Source organism: Clostridium sp., from assembly GCF_029267215.1.
In the GTDB taxonomy this organism is placed as follows: domain Bacteria; phylum Bacillota; class Clostridia; order Clostridiales; family Clostridiaceae; genus Sarcina.
In genome coordinates this window covers 1-19,225 of sequence record NZ_JARIDH010000060.1, presented here as the reverse complement: position 1 = coordinate 19,225, position 19,225 = coordinate 1, and the positions used below count along the sequence as shown (strand labels likewise).

General features: G+C 28.7%; 15 protein-coding genes and 1 other RNA gene. 1 reads left to right on the top strand and 15 read right to left on the bottom strand.

The genetic code is table 11. The annotated features are described in order from the left end of the window. Window positions 1-197: 197 nt before the first annotated feature. From pflA to Q1K13_RS10240, 4 genes are all read right to left on the bottom strand, one after another. Window positions 198-992 carry a pyruvate formate-lyase-activating protein gene (gene pflA, locus Q1K13_RS10255; RefSeq protein WP_300350399.1) on the bottom strand — a complete coding sequence of 265 codons (795 nt, stop codon included), beginning with the start codon at window positions 990-992 and terminating at the stop codon, window positions 198-200. Beyond that, window positions 958-3,210 (bottom strand): formate C-acetyltransferase, encoded by a 2,253-nt coding sequence (gene pflB / locus Q1K13_RS10250; RefSeq protein WP_300350395.1) that lies wholly within the window; start codon window positions 3,208-3,210, stop codon window positions 958-960. Before pflB ends, pflA begins: the two co-directional genes overlap by 35 nt. Window positions 3,211-3,808: 598 nt before the next feature. Then, window positions 3,809-4,169, bottom strand: a transfer-messenger RNA (tmRNA) gene (gene ssrA / locus Q1K13_RS10245). 435 nt (window positions 4,170-4,604) lie between these two features. Continuing rightward, window positions 4,605-5,183: a xanthine phosphoribosyltransferase gene (locus Q1K13_RS10240; protein WP_300350393.1), complete on the bottom strand. Its 579-nt coding sequence runs from the start codon at window positions 5,181-5,183 to the stop codon at window positions 4,605-4,607. 171 nt (window positions 5,184-5,354) lie between these two features. On the opposite strand from Q1K13_RS10240, the gene Q1K13_RS10235 reads away from it, so the two are divergent. Continuing rightward, window positions 5,355-6,332, top strand: coding sequence for a tetratricopeptide repeat protein (locus Q1K13_RS10235; RefSeq protein ID WP_300350390.1), 978 nt, complete (start codon window positions 5,355-5,357; stop codon window positions 6,330-6,332). A gap of 146 nt (window positions 6,333-6,478) precedes the next feature. Here the strand turns inward: Q1K13_RS10235 and smpB are convergent, their stop codons facing one another. The 11 genes from smpB to Q1K13_RS10180 form a co-directional block, all read right to left on the bottom strand. Next, window positions 6,479-6,949 (bottom strand): SsrA-binding protein SmpB, encoded by a 471-nt coding sequence (gene smpB, locus Q1K13_RS10230; protein ID WP_300350387.1) that lies wholly within the window; start codon window positions 6,947-6,949, stop codon window positions 6,479-6,481. Further along, window positions 6,927-7,058 carry a hypothetical protein gene (locus Q1K13_RS10225; protein ID WP_300350384.1) on the bottom strand — a complete coding sequence of 44 codons (132 nt, stop codon included), beginning with the start codon at window positions 7,056-7,058 and terminating at the stop codon, window positions 6,927-6,929. The genes smpB and Q1K13_RS10225 overlap by 23 nt, the downstream gene beginning before the upstream one ends. Window positions 7,059-7,359: 301 nt before the next feature. Beyond that, on the bottom strand, window positions 7,360-9,615 hold the full coding sequence (gene rnr / locus Q1K13_RS10220; RefSeq protein ID WP_300350381.1) for a ribonuclease R: 2,256 nt from the start codon (window positions 9,613-9,615) through the stop codon (window positions 7,360-7,362). A gap of 260 nt (window positions 9,616-9,875) precedes the next feature. Next, complete coding sequence (gene secG, locus Q1K13_RS10215) at window positions 9,876-10,106, bottom strand: preprotein translocase subunit SecG (RefSeq protein ID WP_300350379.1); 231 nt, start codon at window positions 10,104-10,106, stop codon at window positions 9,876-9,878. A gap of 306 nt (window positions 10,107-10,412) precedes the next feature. Next, a complete protein-coding gene (gene eno / locus Q1K13_RS10210) occupies window positions 10,413-11,750 on the bottom strand; it encodes a phosphopyruvate hydratase (protein ID WP_300350376.1) in 1,338 nt (445 codons plus the stop codon). 178 nt (window positions 11,751-11,928) lie between these two features. Then, window positions 11,929-12,534 (bottom strand): sporulation membrane protein YtaF, encoded by a 606-nt coding sequence (gene ytaF / locus Q1K13_RS10205; protein WP_300350374.1) that lies wholly within the window; start codon window positions 12,532-12,534, stop codon window positions 11,929-11,931. Between the two features lie 199 nt (window positions 12,535-12,733). After that, on the bottom strand, window positions 12,734-12,874 hold the full coding sequence (locus Q1K13_RS10200; RefSeq protein ID WP_300350371.1) for a hypothetical protein: 141 nt from the start codon (window positions 12,872-12,874) through the stop codon (window positions 12,734-12,736). Window positions 12,875-13,660: 786 nt separating this feature from the next. Next, window positions 13,661-15,118, bottom strand: coding sequence for a glutamate/gamma-aminobutyrate antiporter (gene gadC / locus Q1K13_RS10195; RefSeq protein ID WP_300350369.1), 1,458 nt, complete (start codon window positions 15,116-15,118; stop codon window positions 13,661-13,663). A gap of 316 nt (window positions 15,119-15,434) precedes the next feature. Beyond that, window positions 15,435-16,973: a 2,3-bisphosphoglycerate-independent phosphoglycerate mutase gene (gpmI, locus tag Q1K13_RS10190; protein ID WP_300350368.1), complete on the bottom strand. Its 1,539-nt coding sequence runs from the start codon at window positions 16,971-16,973 to the stop codon at window positions 15,435-15,437. A 159-nt stretch (window positions 16,974-17,132) separates the two neighbouring features. Beyond that, entirely contained in the window at window positions 17,133-17,879 is a 747-nt protein-coding gene (gene tpiA / locus Q1K13_RS10185; RefSeq protein ID WP_300350367.1) for a triose-phosphate isomerase, read from the bottom strand. Between the two features lie 135 nt (window positions 17,880-18,014). Next, complete coding sequence (locus tag Q1K13_RS10180) at window positions 18,015-19,208, bottom strand: phosphoglycerate kinase (RefSeq protein ID WP_300350366.1); 1,194 nt, start codon at window positions 19,206-19,208, stop codon at window positions 18,015-18,017. Window positions 19,209-19,225 lie beyond the last annotated feature (17 nt).

The following is a 19,225-nucleotide window of genomic DNA, read 5'->3' as shown; positions in this document are numbered from 1 at the left end:
CAACCTATTTACATATCTAATTGAGAATATATAAATAGGTTGATTGGATAATGTAGGGAAATTTATTTTTAAATATAGCAAATTTCATTACTACAAAAATTTATTCCTTACAAATTTTATCTATCCAAAATAAAAAGAAAAGACTATGTTGAATAAGTATTCAACATAGTCTTTTTAAAATATTTCACGAACATTGATTATCGTAATGAATATCCAGTATATTCATTTGTGTGAAGAAGCTTATTAGCATTTTCTATTCTTTCCTTAGTAGGAGGATTAACTCCTTTTAAAGGATACTCAATGCCAAGTTCTTCCCATTTAAAAGTTCCAAGAGTATGATAAGGAAGTACTTCAACACGATCTACATTTTTCAAAGTCTTTATAAATTTATCAAGTTTTATCAACTTTTCATCATTATCACTCATACCAGGTACTAATACATGACGAATCCATACTGGTTTATTGATTTCTGATAAATATTTTGCCATATCAAGAATATTTGAATTACTACATCCTGTAAGTATTTTATGATCATCTTCATCTATCTCTTTAATATCAAGCATTACAAGATCTGTTACTTTCATAAGTTCATTAAATTTACTTAAAAAAGGTTCTTTTCTTGTAAATGGACTTCCAGATGTATCAAGTGTAACATGAATACCTTTTTCTTTAGCTTTTTTAAAGAATTCAATCAAGAAATCTATTTGAAGAAGAGGTTCACCACCACTTACTGTGATTCCTCCCCCTTTCTTCCAATAAGATTTATATCTAAGAGCTTGAGATAAAAGCTCATCTGCAGTTTTCATCTCACTGCCATTTATATCCCATGTATCTGGATTATGACAGAATTTGCATCTCATAGGGCATCCCTTAAAAAAAACGACAAAGCGTATTCCTGGCCCATCAACGGATCCAAAGGTCTCTATAGAATGAATTCTTCCTATATTTTTATCCAAACTACATTCTTTCATGACATGTTCTAGAGATAACATCAAGTTGTTGCTCTCTTGTTAAATCTATAAACTTAACTGCATAACCTGATACACGAATAGTGAAGTTTGCATATTCTTCTTTTTCAGGATGTTCCATAGCATCTTTTAATTTTTCAACACCGAATACATTAACATTTAAGTGATGTGGTCCTTGATCAAAGTAACCATCTAATACTTGTACAAGTTTATCAACTTGTTCTTCTTCAGTATGTCCTAATGCACTTGGGTTAATTGTTTGTGTATTTGAAATACCATCTAAAGCCCACTCATAAGGAAGTTTAGCTACTGAATTTAATGAAGCAAGTAATCCGTTCTTTTCAGCTCCATAAGATGGGCTAGCACCTGGTGAAAGTGGAGTCCAAGCTTCACGTCCATCTGGCATATTACCTGTATACTTACCATATACTACATTTGATGTAATAGTAAGAAGTGATGTAGTAGCCTCTGAATTTCTGTATGTGTGTCTCTTTTTAATTTTATCAAGGAATGATTTAAGAACATATATACCAATTTCATCTGCTCTATCATCATCATTACCATATCTTGGGAAATCACCTTCAATTTCGTAATCTGTAACAATACCAGCTTCATTACGGATTGTTTTAACTTTTGCATACTTAATTGCAGAAAGTGAATCAATTACATGTGAGAATCCTGCAATACCAGTTGCAAATGTACGTCTTACGTCTGTATCAATAAGAGCCATTTCTGCTGCTTCATAGTTATATTTATCATGCATATATTGAATAAGGTTTAATATATTTACATAAAGACCTGCTAACCAGTCACTCATTCTTTCATATTTTTCAATTACTTCATCATAATCAAGGTATTCTGATTCAATTGGTCTATATTCAGGTCCAACTTGTTTACCTGATTTTTCATCAATACCACCATTGATTGCATAAAGTAAACATTTTGCAAGGTTAGCTCTAGCTCCAAAGAATTGCATTTCTTTACCTGTTTCAGTAGCAGATACGCAACAACATATTGAATAATCATCGCCCCATGCTGGTTTCATAACATCATCATTTTCATATTGTATAGAACTTGTTTCTACTGAAATCTTAGCTGCATATTTCTTGAAGTTTTCAGGAAGTGCAGAAGAATAAAGGACAGTAATATTTGGTTCTGGTGAAGGTCCCATATTTTGTAAAGTACGAAGGAAACGATAGTCATTTTTTGTAACCATGTGACGTCCATCAACACCTATACCACCTAAAGCAATAGTAACCCATGAAGGGTCTCCTGAGAATAATTCATTGTAAGAAGTTATTCTTGCGAATTTAACCATTCTACATTTCATTGTCATATGGTCAATTAATTCTTGAGCTTCTTCTTCAGTAAGAACTCCATTCTCAATATCTCTTTCAATATATATATCAAGGAAAGTAGAAATACGTCCTATTGACATTGCAGCACCGTTTTGAGTTTTGATTGCTGCAAGATATCCAAAGTATAGCCATTGAACAGCTTCTTTAGCATTTTTAGCTGGTTTTGAGATGTCAAACCCATAGCTTTCAGCCATTTTCTTCATATCTGCAAGAGCTTTGATTTGATCTCTGATTTCTTCTCTTTGACGAACGATCTCATCTGTCATAGTTCCATCGCCACAGTTGTTAAAATCTTTCTCTTTTTCTTCCATAAGGTGATCAATACCATAAAGAGCTACTCTTCTGTAGTCACCTACAATACGTCCACGTCCATAAGTATCTGGAAGTCCTGTTATGATATGACTGCTACGAGCTTTTCTCATTTCTGGTGTATATGCATCGAATACCCCTTGATTGTGTGTTTTATGGTAATCAGTAAAGATTTTGTGTAATTCTTGACTTGGTTTATATCCATAGTTTTCACAAGCTTGTTCAGCCATTTTAATACCACCATAAGGCATGAAAGCTCTCTTTAATGGCTTGTCTGTTTGAAGACCTACGATTTTTTCAAGATCTTTTAAAGACTCATCAATATATCCAGGGCCATAAGCTGTAAGTCCAGAAACAACTTCTGTTTCCATATCAAGCACTCCGCCTTTAGCTCTTTCTTCTTTTTGTAATTCTTGTAATCTACCCCAAAGTTTTTTTGTAGTATCTGTTGAATCTGCAAGGAAACTTTCATCTCCATCATATGGTTTATAGTTTTTTTGAATGAAATCTCTAACATTTATTTCCTCTTTCCAAATTCTTCCTTCAAAACCAACCCATTGATCGTTTTCTAACATTTATACTCCTCCTTATAAACTTATATACTTTTGTAATCTATTTATATTATTAAAAGATAAAATAATTATATAAAATACTATACTTTATTTTAAAACAAACTTAAATTGCTCAGTTATATAAAAATATATCAACAAATTTTATTAAGACTAAGTCAAAACTTTATAATTATAAACAATGGCAATGAATGAACTTATTCTTTACTAACTTATCAATTACTTTATTAACATTTTTATTTAATATTATATTTAAATAATTATTTTACATACTATTTAATAAATTTCCAAATTTATTAAATTAATCTTTTAACGGTTACATTGTATATTGCTTTTCCTTTTTTGTCAATAGTTTCTATATTTCTTAATCCTATATAATAACTTAGTTGATAATAATTAAAATTTATAATAAAAATAAAAAGATTATATTCCAATACTGACTTATACTAATAATTATTTAAAAGAATCGTGTAACAAGTTTTAATATTACACAATAATTTAGTAAAAAGATTATCCATATAATAATGCTTTTATATAATATTTCTCTTCTTATATAAAAAGCGAAAAAACCTCAACAATAACATATATATTGTCGAGGTTTTCATGGTGGAGGCGACGGGTGTCGAACCCGTGTCCGAAAGCAGACCAGTAAGACTTTCTACGAGTGTAGTCTTGTGTTTTAAAATTCCCTCAGAAGACGTCCACAGACAAACTTCCTCTTTGGTAAGCTTCATAAATTCCGTTCTTAGCTCAAAGCTTTGCTAAGCTCGGTTCCCCACTTTAAAATGACACCTTTACTCTCAACCGTGGGCAATTGAGGAAAGATGAGCAGCGCTAAATTAAGCTGCTAATGCAAAATTATCTTCTGCGTTTATCTTTAATGCATACTTGATTAACGAGGGAACATGCTTACCTCGACCCGCTTATCAAACCCATCTTACCCCCGTCGAAGCCAAAACGCCCCCATGTATGAGATAATAATATGGTCTAAACGCTAATTCCATATTCAATTTTTAAATTTAAAGTTTTTAAGAAAACTTCTTTTATATTATATATCAATTAATTAAGTTAGTCAAGGGACATATATTTGTGTTTGTAAGAGTTAAAATCCTTGACTAATTAATTAACTTTTAACATTTTAAAATAGACAATTTATATAATACCTAATTCTACTTAAAATATCAATGGTTATTTTTACCTAAGTCAAAATTTCTATTCATTCATATTATATAAACCTATTTAAACTCATTTAATATTTAATCTTTAATATTATTTTGACTTTTACAAAGAGTTTTTTATCTTAATTAATTTTTAAGTTAGTCCCCCTATAAACACTTTAAGAAATCAAGTACTTCCAAAGGTCTAACCTAAAAATTATTATATTTAAAAAGCTTTATATTTTATTTAAAGTAAACTTCTCCATTTTCTATTTTATCTATAGTAACTAAAGATTCTACTCTTATTCCTTTATTCTCTAAGTTTACTCTTCCATTTTGGAATCCTTTTTCTATAACTATTCCAACGCCAACAACCTCAGCACCTGCTTGTTTAACAACATCTATTAATCCAAATACAGCACATGCATTTGCTAAGAAATCATCAATTATAAGTATTTTTTCACCTGGTTTTATGAATTTCTTATCAACTACAACATTGTATATTGTTTTCTTAGTAAATGAATAAACTTCTGAACTAAATACTGATTCTCTTTTATTTCTTGCTAATCTCTCTATTTTCTTACCAAAAACTACTGGTACATTATCAAAATATTGAGCTGTTATTATACCTAGTCCTATCCCTGTTGATTCTATTGTAAGTATTTTATCTACTTGATCATTTTTAAATCTATCTTTAAACTCTTTTCCTACCTCATTAAAAAATTGTACATCCATTTGGTGATTTAAAAAAGAATCAACCATCAAAATATTATCTTCTGTAACTCTTCCTTCTTTTTTTATCTTATCTTTTAATAGTTCCATTTGGTTACATCCTTTCTTACTATTAATTTAGTATTAATTTCCTCTATTATATCATAAGAGGGAAATATATTCTCATCTTATTTTATTATACAGTATTATTACTGTTCATGTAATCCTTTTGAAATCTTTTTTATATAATAATAGTATAAAAATCTTTTTGGAGAGATGAATATGACTAAAATCCAATCCTTCATAATGATACTTATATGTATCTTAACCATAATTATCATTTTATATTTAATAGAATCAGATAATTTTTCACCTAAAAAACAAATCAAAAAATATATCTCTCGTGGAAAGTTTAATAGAGCAATTTATTTTTTAGATAAGTATTCAGAAAAATTAGATCCTATTTTTTTCTATAACAATAAAATTTTAGCTCTTTCTAAGATAAAAGAATTTAACACAGCCTATGAACTTTCTATAGAAGCACTAAAGAATATTAAAAATCCAAACCATCAACTCTATAATAATATAGCTTTTGTATATTACAATTTAAATCTTTATCACAGGGCTATAGAACTATCTAAGAAAGCACTTTCCTTAAATCCACTAGATTTATTCGCATTAAGTAACAAAGGATTTGCCCACATTAAAATTGGAGAGTATGAGAAAGCTGAGGCATGTTTTGATAAAGCATTAGAATTTAATCCTTCCTTTAAGAATGCATTATCAGGCAAATCATATTGTACTTATGAAAAAGAGGATTATGAAAAAACAGCACAACTATTAGAAAAATTTATCTCTATTGATCCAACAGAAGCCACTGCATATAAAAAACTTGGTGAATGTTATTTTTACTTAAACAAAATTAAGGCTAGTAAAAAGATGTATGAGAAAGCTTTAAGTTTAAATCCTAAAGACTCTATGTATTACTGTGAATATGCAAATGTACTAATATATCTAGGTCTATATGATGAGGCATTAGAAGTTTTAGATACTGCCCTTGCCCTTTCTCCCTATAACTTTATAGCTTTTTACTACAAAACACGAGCTTATGCATTAAAAAAAGATAATGATAATGCCTTATATTACCTTGAAAGAGCAATAGCTCATTGTCCTTGCATAAAACAAATTGCATTAGAGGATAATATGATTAACAACTTAAAATTTTTCTCTAAATTTAAAGAATTACTTGATTTAAAATAATAAATAAAATATTTGTTATATTTATAAGTTTACAAAATAATAAAAGTGAATAACAAAAAATTTATTCACTTTTATTTAAATTCCATAAAAAAATGCGTCTAAAAGTTATTTTTTGTTTTAAACTTCTAAACGCCATGTAAACTATATTAATATCTATTTCTTTCTTTAAGCTGTCTATCCATTTCTCTTTTGTGAGCTTTCTCAAGCATAGAATCTCTCTTATCGTAGTTTTTCTTACCTCTACATATTCCTAAGTTTACTTTTACTCTTCCATTTTTTAAGTATAAAGAAAGTGGAATTAAAGCAACCCCTTGCTGCTGAACTATACCTATAAGTCTTTGAATTTCGCTTTTATGAAGAAGTAATTTTCTCTTTCTTAAAGGATCAACATTAAATATATTTCCCTGTTCATATGGACTTATATGCATATTATTTATATAAACTTCTCCATTATAAACATCCGCATATGAATCCTTTAAATTTACTCTTCCATTTCTTATAGATTTAACCTCTGTTCCAACTAAAGCTATACCAGCTTCCATGGCCTCATCAACAAAGTAATCATGTCTTGCTTTTCTATTTTCTGCTAATGTTTTATTTTCTCTTCTCTTTGCCATACTTCTCACCTACTATGGTTATATTTAAACTATATCCTTCAAATGAAGAATAAACCTTTATTTCTTTTCTTATTATTTTAACATATATACTATTTAAATGTAAATTCATTGAACCCCCTCTGGTACAAGACCACGAAGATTCTTTTAGACTAGTTTGATATTTAAGTGCAACTTTAATTAACAAGCAACCCTTATACCATTTAGAAAGTTTAAATCCAAATTATACCTCTTTAAATTTAAAAATATAAAAAAATCAAAAGTTAAAATAATGCTCTTATATCCTATAGCATGAATCACAAGGTTTTACGTTATCATTTTATAAAAAGTCTTTAATAATATGTGTAGATTATATGAAAAACTTATAGATATACTGTATAAGGATCTATCTATAAGTTTTTATCTACATATTATTAAAATTCTTCTTCAACAGATTCTTCTCTTGGTTCCACAACTTTAACCTTACCCTCTGCCTCAAGTTCCTTTTTAACTTCTTCCATTAAATCTTCTCTTTCAGAAGTTTCTTCTTCTTTTTCTTCAATAGTATATTTATCCTCAACTATTTCAAAGTAAACCTCTCTTGAATCTAAATCTACCTTTGAACATATAACCTTAACTTTTTCACCTAATTTATAAACTTTCTTATTTCTTTCACCTACTAATTGAAGATTTTCCTCATCATAAATGTAATAATCATCTCTAAAGCTTGTAACATGAACTAATCCTTCTATTGTATTAGAAAGTTCAACAAAGGCTCCAAATCCAGTTACTGAAGAAATAATACCATCAAATATTTCTCCAATTCTATCTTTCATATACTCAGCTTTTTTAAGATCATTTGTCTCTCTTTCAGCTTCTTGTGCTATTCTTTCCATTTCTGATGATTGTTTTGATGCAGAATCAACAATAGTAGTTAGCTTTTTAATTCTCTTAGCATCAATTTTTTTATTTATATATTCTTTTATTATTCTATGAATTTGTAAGTCAGGATATCTTCTAATTGGTGAAGTAAAGTGACTATAATACTCAGCTGCTAATCCAAAGTGACCTGCACATTCTGGAGAATACTTAGCTTGCATCATACTTCTTAAAAGTAATGTGTTTATTACTAACTCTTCATCTTTTCCTTTAACTTTTTCTACAACCCTTTGTAAATCTCTAGGCTCAATTTCTTCTCCAAAATTAAATGTATATCCTAAGCTATATGCAAAATTTTTGAATCTTTGAAGTTTCTCACTATCTGGATTTTCATGAATTCTATATACAAATGGTAATTCAAGTTTATACATATGCTCTGCTATAGTTTCGTTACAAACTAACATAAATTCTTCTATAATTCTATTAGCTATAGCTCTTTCATAAGGCTTGATTTCTACTGGTTTACCTTTTTCATCTAAGATTATTTTACATTCAGCAAACTCAAAATCAATAGCCCCTCTTCCCATTCTTCTCTTATTTAATATTTTAAAAAGTTCTTCCATAGCTTTAAAATCATCAAGTAAATATTTATATCTTTCAATTAACTCTGAATCATTATCTCTTAAAATCTTAGTTACATTTGTATAAGTCATTCTTTCATTGGTTCTTATTACACTCTCATGAATTGAATGATTTACAACATCCCCTCTATAATTTATCTCCATAAAACAAGTTAAAGCTAATCTATCAACCTGTGGATTTAATGAACATATTCCATTTGATAATTTCTTAGGAAGCATAGGAATAACTCTATCAACTAAATACACAGAAGTAGCTCTCTTAAATGCTTCTTTATCTAAAGGACTATTTTCTGTAACATAGTGAGTTACATCTGCAATATGAACTCCTAATTTGTAGTTTCCATTTGAAAGTCTTTCTATAGAAACAGCATCATCTAAATCCTTAGCATCTTCTCCATCTATAGTAACCATCTTAATGTCTCTTAAATCTGTTCTTCTCTTTATTTCTGACTCTGGAATTTCTTCTGATATTTTATCAGCAAAAGATAATACATTCACAGGGAATTCTTCAGGAAGATTATATTTTTTTATTACAGTTATAATATCTAAGCCTAAATCTCCTCTATTTCCTAGGATTTCAACAACTACTCCCTCTGGATTTCTTCTTCTTTCATCAGGCCATCTAGTTATTTCAACAACAACTATATTTCCCTTTTTAGCTCCATTTCTATCTTTCTTAGATATAAATATATCATTTCTTATTCTCTGATCTTGAGGAAGAACAAATCCAAAACTTTTATTATCTTCATATATTCCAATAACCCTTGTATTTACTCTCTCAGTTACTCTTACTATTTCACCTTCACGTCTTTTTCCTTCTTCACTTTCCTTTACAACCTTACCTAATACTCTATCTCCGTTCATAGCTCCACATAAAGCATTTTTAGGTATGAATATATCTTTCATTCCCTCTTCATCTGGTATTAAGAATCCAAATCCTTTTTGATGTATTTGAATTTTACCTGGTACTAAACCCACAGTATTTATTAAACCAAATCTATCTTCATCATCTCTTGCTATTAATCCTTCTGCCTCTAAAGCTTTAAAAACCTTTTTAAACTGTTTATATTCAGCTTTATTTATATTAAAAATCTTAGATAATTCTAACATTGTCATTGGTCTATAAGCTTCTTCTTTCATAAGACCTAAAATTATATCTTTTATTTTCATAATCTTTTTCCTCCGTTCTACATATAAAAATCAATCTGCAACATGTATTAACATTAAATACTTTATATAAAAAATCTTTCCTATAATTAAAGTATTTTAAAAATTAGTATTTTTAAATAATTTTATAAATTAAAATATTATTTATAATATTACTTTCTTACTAATATAATATGTTTAATTCATAGCTTTGATTAAGGTAATTCACTCCAAATTTATAATTCAAAAGCCACCCTTTAAACATGGGTGGCCCTATAAAACAACTATTTAACTAAGTTTATAGCAATTGTATTGATAGCAAATAATATAGATGAAATGACAGTTACTTTTATAAGCATTGCCTCTCTTGTTCTACCTTTATTTTTTGAATAGAAACTCTCTTGACTTCCTTGAATCAATCCACTTAATGCATCTGCTTTACTTGGTTGCATCATTATTGAAACCAAGATTACTATAGCTAAAATAGTTTCAACCACTATTAAAACTGTATTCATAAGAAAAACCTCCCTAAGCTTTGATATAGTTGCATACTTCCATAAAAATATCATACCACACCAATGTAAAATTTACAATATTTATATACTGTTATATAAGTAATTCTATTTTATGATATTTTTTTATTTTTATTGTCATTTACGAGTAAATTATTTAAGATTATAAAATTTATATGAACATAATATTTCAAAATAAATTAAGTTTTAAATCTGTTTATAATATTGTTTTACAACTTTATAATTCCCTAAAAATTTATTCAAAATAATAAAGGTTCTAAATTTTAGAACCTTTATATAAATTATTTATTATTTTTCTTTTTTACATCCACATGAATCTTTTCCACAACAAGATTTTGAAAGATTGAAGAATGCATCTTTTCCTCTATATTCAGCAACTTCTCCTAACTCTTCATTAATTCTTAACAATTGGTTATACTTAGCTACTCTTTCACTTCTAGCTGGTGCACCAGTTTTTATTTGTCCTGCATTAACAGCCACAACTAAGTCTGCTATTGTTGTATCCTCAGTTTCTCCTGATCTATGAGAAACAACTGCAGTATATCCAGCTCTATTAGCCATTTCTATAGCATTTAAAGTCTCTGTTAATGTACCAATTTGATTAAGTTTTATTAGAATTGAGTTTGCAATTCCTTTTTTGATTCCAGTTGAAAGTCTTTCTGTATTAGTAACAAATAAATCATCACCAACTAACTGAACTTTTTTACCAAGTCTTTCAGTGATTAACTTCCATCCTTCCCAATCTTCTTCAGCCATACCATCTTCAATTGAAATTATAGGATATTTATCAACCCATTTTTCAAAGAAATCAACCATTTCTGAAGCTGATAATGTTTTTCCTTCATGCTCTAATACATATTTACCATCTTTATAATATTCTGATGATGCAGCATCTATTGCTATGAAGAATTCTTTTCCTGCTTCATATCCAGCTTTCTCTATGGCCTCTAATATAACTTCAATTGCCTCTTCATTTGATTTTAAGTTTGGAGCAAATCCACCCTCATCACCAACACCTGTTGAATATCCTTTCTCATTTAATCTTTTCTTTAATGAATGATATACTTCTGCACAAGCTCTAATTGCTCTATTAAAACAATCAAATCCTACTGGCATTATCATAAATTCTTGAATATCAACTGAGTTATCAGCATGGCTACCACCATTTATTATATTCATCATTGGAACTGGTAATACCTTAGCATTTACTCCTCCAATATATTGATATAATGGCATTCCTAAGTAATTAGCAGCTGCTTGAGCTACAGCAAGTGAAACTCCTAAAATAGCATTTGCTCCTAATTTCCCTTTATTTTTAGTTCCGTCTAATTCTATTAAAGTTTTATCTATGTATGCTTGATCTAAAACATTTAATCCTATAATTTCATCAGCAATTTTGTCGTTTACATTTTCTATTGCTTTCTCTACACCTTTTCCTAAATATTTATCTTTATCTCCATCTCTTAATTCAACAGCCTCATACATTCCTGTTGAAGCACCTGAAGGAACTGCTGCTCTTCCTACTGTACCGTCTTCTAAGTAAACTTCCACTTCTACTGTTGGAAAGCATCTTGAATCTAAAATTTGTCTTGCTACAACATCAACTATTTCAATATATTGTTTCATTATATATTCCTCCTTAAATTTTAAAATTAATAATCTATAATTTAATTTTAAAATTGATAATCTATCATTTTTTATATTGTGCTTTTCAATCACTTTTTATGCTTTTATTTTAGTTTATTTTTTCATATAATTATGTGATTTAAATCACACTTATTGAAAATGATTATCATTAATAATTTTAGAAGAATATTTCATAAATACCTATAAAAATTATTATAAGTCCAGATATTAAATCAGAGTACTTACCAAATATTTTTGCAAAAACATCATTACCTAATAAATATCCCCCTTCTAAGAAAATAATACTTATGAAAAATGTAACTATACTTGTTAAAATAAAACTTAATCCTGCAATACTAGCTCCAAAACCTACTCCAAAATTATTTATGGTAAGGGCAAAACCAAGTGATACTGCTTCTCTTGGTTCTATATGCTTAGAATTGTCTTTATCTGCCTTCTTTGGATTCTTAATTAAATCATCATCATTTTTAACATCTTTACTTTTAAAAAATTGATAGCAAAAAAATAATCCTATAGCTATAAGAATCCCACTTCCAATCAAATTAGTAATCTCCTTATTTAAAAACTTTAATACAATAGTTCCTAAGTACATTGAAATGAATGTGCCAATTGCTGAAATTAAACTAATTATTAAATTACTTAAAGGATTCACTTCAATCTTCTCCATACCATAACCAATGCCTACAGTTAGATTATCTAAGTTGGATGAAATAGCAAATAATAAAATTGAAAGTATATGCATGCTGTCTTCCTCCTTCTTCATCTTCATACACCATAATTTTACTACCTATTAACATTTTATTCAAAACTTATAAACAAATTAATACTTTATAACTTTACATAATAAAAAAGCTGTACTTTAAATACAGCTTTTTTATCAAACTTTATTTTTAAATATATTTTATGCCTTTAAATATTCTTAATTAAAACCTAAATTTTAAGTTTAATTATAGTTCAAAATTCTACAGCCCTTTTCTATTAACTATTCCTGGCTCTTTTCCTGAATTACTTCTATCATTAAAGCCATTTTTAGAATTTGATGAATCATCATTATGTTTTTTCATAGCATCTTGTATTCCTTTTAACGTTTTTTTCTTACCCACCAAGATCAACTCCTTTTTCTTTGTTATTTTAGTCATAAAATATTATTTCTAAAATAAATAAAATTATTACATTTTCTACTTATTTCTTTTAAATATATACTACATTCAAAACTAACTTTTAATTTATATTCACAATTTTATTGGCTTTACTTTAAACTAACTTTAAGTTTCTATAAACAATCTATAATATTTTTCTACTTTTGTTTTAATCAAATCAGAAAATCAAAAAACACATATACCATATAATCTACATTTTTAACTAATTTTGATTTAAAGTATAACTATAAAACTTTTTGGAAATTCACTTATAATTATTTTCAATTATAATACCTAATTTTTAAAAATAAATCATGAAAAATATTTAAGTATATTTTTTATTAGCTTTTCAAACTCTTAAAAATCACTAAAAAACCTAAACATATTGATATTTAAAATTCTTTCCGTATAACTATAAGCTTTTTAGAATCATATGTAAAATATGTAGTATTTATTAATACAAAAATTTTTTTGATCTTTTAATATAAGTTAAAAGTAAACCTTTTATAACTAAACTATTTATAATTTAACAAACAAATATCAATTCTTCTCACCACACTAATATATAACAAAACAAAAAAGCCATTTTAAATAAAAGAATAATCTTTATTATGTAAAAAAACAATGTACAACCAAACAAAAAGCCACCATGAAGAAGCTCAATTCTAAACTTTTTATGGTGGCTTTTGTTTAAACTATTAATATTCGAACTTAATATTATTTTAGAATTTTAAATTAAATATGTTAAATTTAATGTTTATTAATAGATACTTCATAATTTACATTTTTTTCATGAGAATTCATGTATTTTTGACATAAATCATAAACAACAAATGGTAATATTAATGATATTACATAGCTTATAATAAGCATCCACATGTATTCGTGTGATTTAACTGCATCTCCTGCAATTGATGTAGGTGGAACAAATGATATAAAGAATGCAAATATAGAAGTTAAAAATCCAATTATAGCTACTACAATCTTAACTGGTTTTCCTCCAGGCATTTGATAAGCTCCATCTAATCCTTTTCCTAATATAGCTTTTATATATCCTACAAAGAATAAAATATATCCACTTAAATAAATCACAACTGTTAATGACATTGCAGCTAAAAAAGAAAGATTGCTTCCCCCTGCTCCGAATGTTAAAACAGCATCCCATATACTAACAATTATACCTTGTGCTATAACTAAATAAATTGGTACGTCATGTTCATTTGTTTTAGCCCATGATTTTGGAATAGCACCTTCTTCAGCTGCTATAATCATGCCTCTTGTTGGTCCTACAACCCATGAACTTACCTCTGCAATAACACCAAAAGCAAGTAATAAGGCTATTATCTTAACTAAAATTATATTTTTAGATGTAAAATGACCTAATAAAACAGCAAATGTTTGAACTACGCCAGCACTTAAATTTATTTGATTCTGTGGAATAACTGAAGCTATTGCAAGTCCTCCTAAAGTACTAACAACAATTGCTACTATAACTAATAAAAACATTTCTAATGGATATTCTTTTTTAGGGTTATTCATCTCATTTGCATGAGTAGCTGATGCTTCTACTCCCATGTAAGATAATATAAATGATACAAACACAACTAATGTATTAACATTTGTAAAATCCGGAACAAAAGTATCTTTATTTGATATACATATAGGATTTCCTTGAAGTATATATACAAGTGCTAAAATTATTAAAATACTTGCCGGTAACAATATGCCTATTACAAATCCTATTTTAGCTATTTTAGCAGTATATTTTGTTCCTCCAAATTGAGATAATGCTAAAATCCAAAAAATTACTAATACACCTATAAATTTTATCATTGGATTACTATTTAATGCTGGCCAGTCAAATACATATGACAAAGCTCCAAGAATAAAGTAAATCATAGTTACAAATCCAACTGTTATTTCAAAGAATTCAAAAAATAAGTTTGCAAAACCATATTTTTTACCTAAATTCTTTCCAGTCCAGGTGAAAACTCCACCTTTTTCCCAACCATCTACAGTTGCCATTTCAGCAGCACACAAAGCAACTGGAATAAACCATAAAAATCCTGCCAAAAGCAAATAAAATACTAAATGCAATTTTGATGTTGCAAAGGTAGGATACTCATATACAGCCATAACCATAGATGCTGTCATTGCAAAAAATTCAAATAATGTTAATGATTTTTTTGTTGTTCCTTCTTGTTTCATTTAAATTCAACTCCCTTTAAGTTATTTGATTAGCTCAAATAAATTAAAAAGTTAGTTGCTTCAAAGAGAAGTAAGAAACTTTTAAATTTTTGAGTGTAAATAAAATTAACTCTTTGTTAACGTTTTATTTATATTTATATTATAACTCTTAACCTATTGTTTGTTAAATCTTTTTTGAAAGCATAATTAATTTATTTCATTTGATTTTTAAAGATTAAATAAAACTATAATATATTTAACATATTTAATTTATTTTACTAAAAAAAATAGTATTCTTCATTAAAAAGAATACTATTTGAAATATATAACTATTATTTTATTTATTTAAAAGACAATTTCCTGTCATTTCAGCTGGTACTTCTAGTCCCATTACATTTAACATAGTAGGAGCTATATCAGCTAATTTCCCACCATCTTTTAGTGATTTTCCTTCAGCATCTTTTGAAATCCATAAGAATGGAACTGGATCTGAAGTATGGGCTGTCATTGGATTTCCTGTTGAATAATCTATCATTATTTCAGCATTTCCGTGGTCAGCTGTTATAAATAAAGTTCCCTCTTTTTCTAAAATCTTATCAGCAACTTTTCCTAAGCACTTATCAACTGTTTCTATAGCTTTTATAGCAGCTGATTCAACTCCAGTATGTCCAACCATATCTGGGTTAGCATAGTTTAATATTATCATATCATATTTATCTTGATCTAATCTCTTTAATAATTCTTCAGTTACTTCATAAGCACTCATTTCTGGTTGTAAATCATATGTAGCAACTTTTGGTGAAGCTATTAAAGCTCTATCTTCATTAGTGTTTGGTACTTCCTCACCACCATTGAAGAAGAATGTTACGTGAGCATATTTCTCAGTTTCAGCTATTCTTAATTGATTTAATCCTTTAGAAGCAACATATTCTCCTAAAGTATTTGAATAACTTTCTGGTCTATAAGCAACATCTACACATTTTAATGATTCGTCATATTGAGTCATACAAACGAAATTAACATGTAATTGCTTTCTTTCAAATCCAAAAAACTCTGTATCAACTATAGCTCGAGTCATTTCTCTAGCTCTATCTGGTCTAAAGTTAAAGAATATTACTGAATCTCCGTCTTTAATTCTAGCAACTGGATGTCCGTCTTCTTCTATCACTGTAGGTAAAACGAACTCATCAGTTTTATTGTCATGGTATGATTTTTCTATAGCTTCTACAGCTGAAGAAGCTTTTTCACCTTCTCCTAAAACCATAGCATTGTAAGCTAATTGAACTCTTTCCCATCTATTATCTCTATCCATTGCATAATATCTACCACTTATAGTAGCTATTTCACCAACACCAATTTCTTTCATAGCATTTTCTAATTCAACTATAAAGTCTTTACCTGATGATGGAGCAACATCTCTTCCATCCATGAAAGCATGAACATAAACTTTTTGAAGTCCTTTTTGCTTAGCTAAGCTTAAAAGTCCTTTTAAGTGGTCTATGTGAGAGTGAACTCCCCCATTTGATAATAATCCAATTAAATGTAATGAAGTATTATTTTCCTTTGCTTCATCCATAGCTTTAACTAAAGCAACGTTTTTAAAGAAATTTCCATCCTTGATTTCTTTAGTTATTCTAGTTAACTCTTGGTATATTATTCTTCCAGCACCTATATTTAAATGTCCAACTTCTGAGTTACCCATTTGTCCTTCTGGAAGACCAACTTCTAATCCTGAAGCTTGTAACTCAGTGTGTGGGTATTTTGCAAACAATCTATCATAATTAGGTTTTTTAGCAGCAACTACTGCATTACCTTCTTTATTTGGAGATATTCCAAATCCATCTAATATCATTAACATTACAGGTTTTTTACTCATAATAACCCTCCAAAAAATAAAATTCTATTTATGTGTATATTATAATATACTATTATTAAAAAACAATAGCAACAGACACTAAGTATTATTTGCCTATTGCTACTGTTTAATTACTAATATTATTTAATAAAAACTATTATTTAATAACATTACCTTTTCTTAGTAGTTTACAATTTGTGAAAAATCAGTTGCAACTAAGCTAGCTCCACCAACTAAAGCACCATCAATATCTGATTTAGCCATTTGTTCAGCTATAGTATTAGGTTTAACTGATCCACCGTATTGTATTCTTACTTTATCAGCAACTTCTTGTCCGAACATTTCAGCAACCATAGATCTTATAGCAGCTATTGTTTCATTAGCTTGGTCTGAAGTAGCTGTTTTACCAGTTCCGATAGCCCAAATTGGTTCATAGGCTATAACGACTTTCTCAGCTTGCTCTTTAGTTAATCCAGCTAAGTCTGCAGTTATTTGAGCTTTTATTACATCGTTAGTAGTTCCATTTTCTCTTTGCTCTAAAGTTTCTCCACAGCAAAGCATTGGAAGTAAGTTATGAGCGAAAGCAGCTTTAACTTTTTTGTTACAAGTTTCATCTGTTTCGTTGAAATATTCTCTTCTTTCACTATGTCCAATTATAACATAGTCTATTCCCATAGCTTCTAGCATTCTTGGAGCGATTTCTCCAGTGAAAGCACCTTTTTCTTCGAAGTGCATGTTTTGAGCACCTACTTTTATGTTTGATCCTTCAACTGCTTTTTTAACAGCGTCTAAGCAAACGAAAGTTGGACATACAACTACTTCACATTTAGCATCTTTAACTAATGGCTTTAATTCTTCAACTAATTTAACAGCCTCGTCTATTGTATAATGCATTTTCCAGTTTCCTGCGATTATTGGAGTTCTCATCTATATTCACCTCTATTAATATTTTAAATACTAAATGGTGTATGGTAAATCACATTACCAAACACCATATTTTCTTTTATAAAACAACAACCTTTATACTGCAATCTAAAAATTTACTACTTTAAGGTATAATAATTACTTATCATTTAAAGCAGCTATTCCTGGTAATACTTTACCTTCTAAGAATTCTAATGAAGCTCCACCACCAGTTGAAATGTGAGACATTTTGTCACCAAATCCTAATGTATTTACAGCAGCAGCTGAATCTCCACCACCTATTATAGTAGTAGCATCTGCATCAGCCATAGCTTTAGCAACCGCTATTGTTCCTTTGTTGAAGTTTTCAAATTCGAATACTCCCATTGGTCCGTTCCAGATAACTGTTTTAGCATCTTTTATAGCTTCAGCGTAGATAGCTTCAGTTTTTGGTCCGATATCTAATCCCATGAATCCTTCAGCGATGTTTTGATCTTCTGTAACTACAGCTTCAACATCTTTGAATTCTTTAGCTACTCTGTGGTCTATAGGTAATAATAATTTAACACCTTTTTCCTCAGCTTTAGCTAACATTTCTTTAGCGTATTCAACTTTATCTTCTTCTACTAATGAACTTCCTACAGTATATCCTTGAGCTTTTAAGAATGTGTAAGCCATTCCTCCACCTATTATTAAAGTATCAACTTTTTCTAAAAGGTTGTTTATAACGTTTATCTTGTCTGAAACTTTAGCTCCACCTAAGATAGCAACGAATGGTCTTTCTGGAGTTTCTACAGCATCTCCTAAGAACTTAAGCTCTTTTTGGATTAAGTATCCACATACTGCTGGTTTTAAATATTCAGTTACTCCAACCGTTGAGCAGTGAGCTCTGTGAGCAGTACCGAATGCATCGTTAACAAACATTTCAGCTAAGCTAGCTAATTCTTTTGATAACTCTTCACCATTTTTAGTTTCTTCTTTTCTGTATCTTGTATTTTGAAGTAAAACTACGTCTCCATCTTTCATTTCAGCTACAGCTTTTTTAGCATTTTCTCCAACAACGTTGTCGTCCGCAGCAAATACTACTTCTTTACCAAGCATTTCGCTTAATCTTTTTGCTACAGGTGCTAATGAAAATTCTGGTTTAACTTCTCCTTTTGGTTTACCCATATGTGAGCAAAGGATTACTTTAGCGCCATTATCAACTAAGTATTTTATAGTTGGCATAGCTCCGTTTAATCTGTTTTCATCAGTTATAACACCATCTTTTAATGGAACGTTAAAGTCGCATCTTACTAATACTTTTTTACCTTTTACTTGAACGTCTTCTATAGTCTTTTTATTGAAGTTCATTATATTCACCTCTTAAA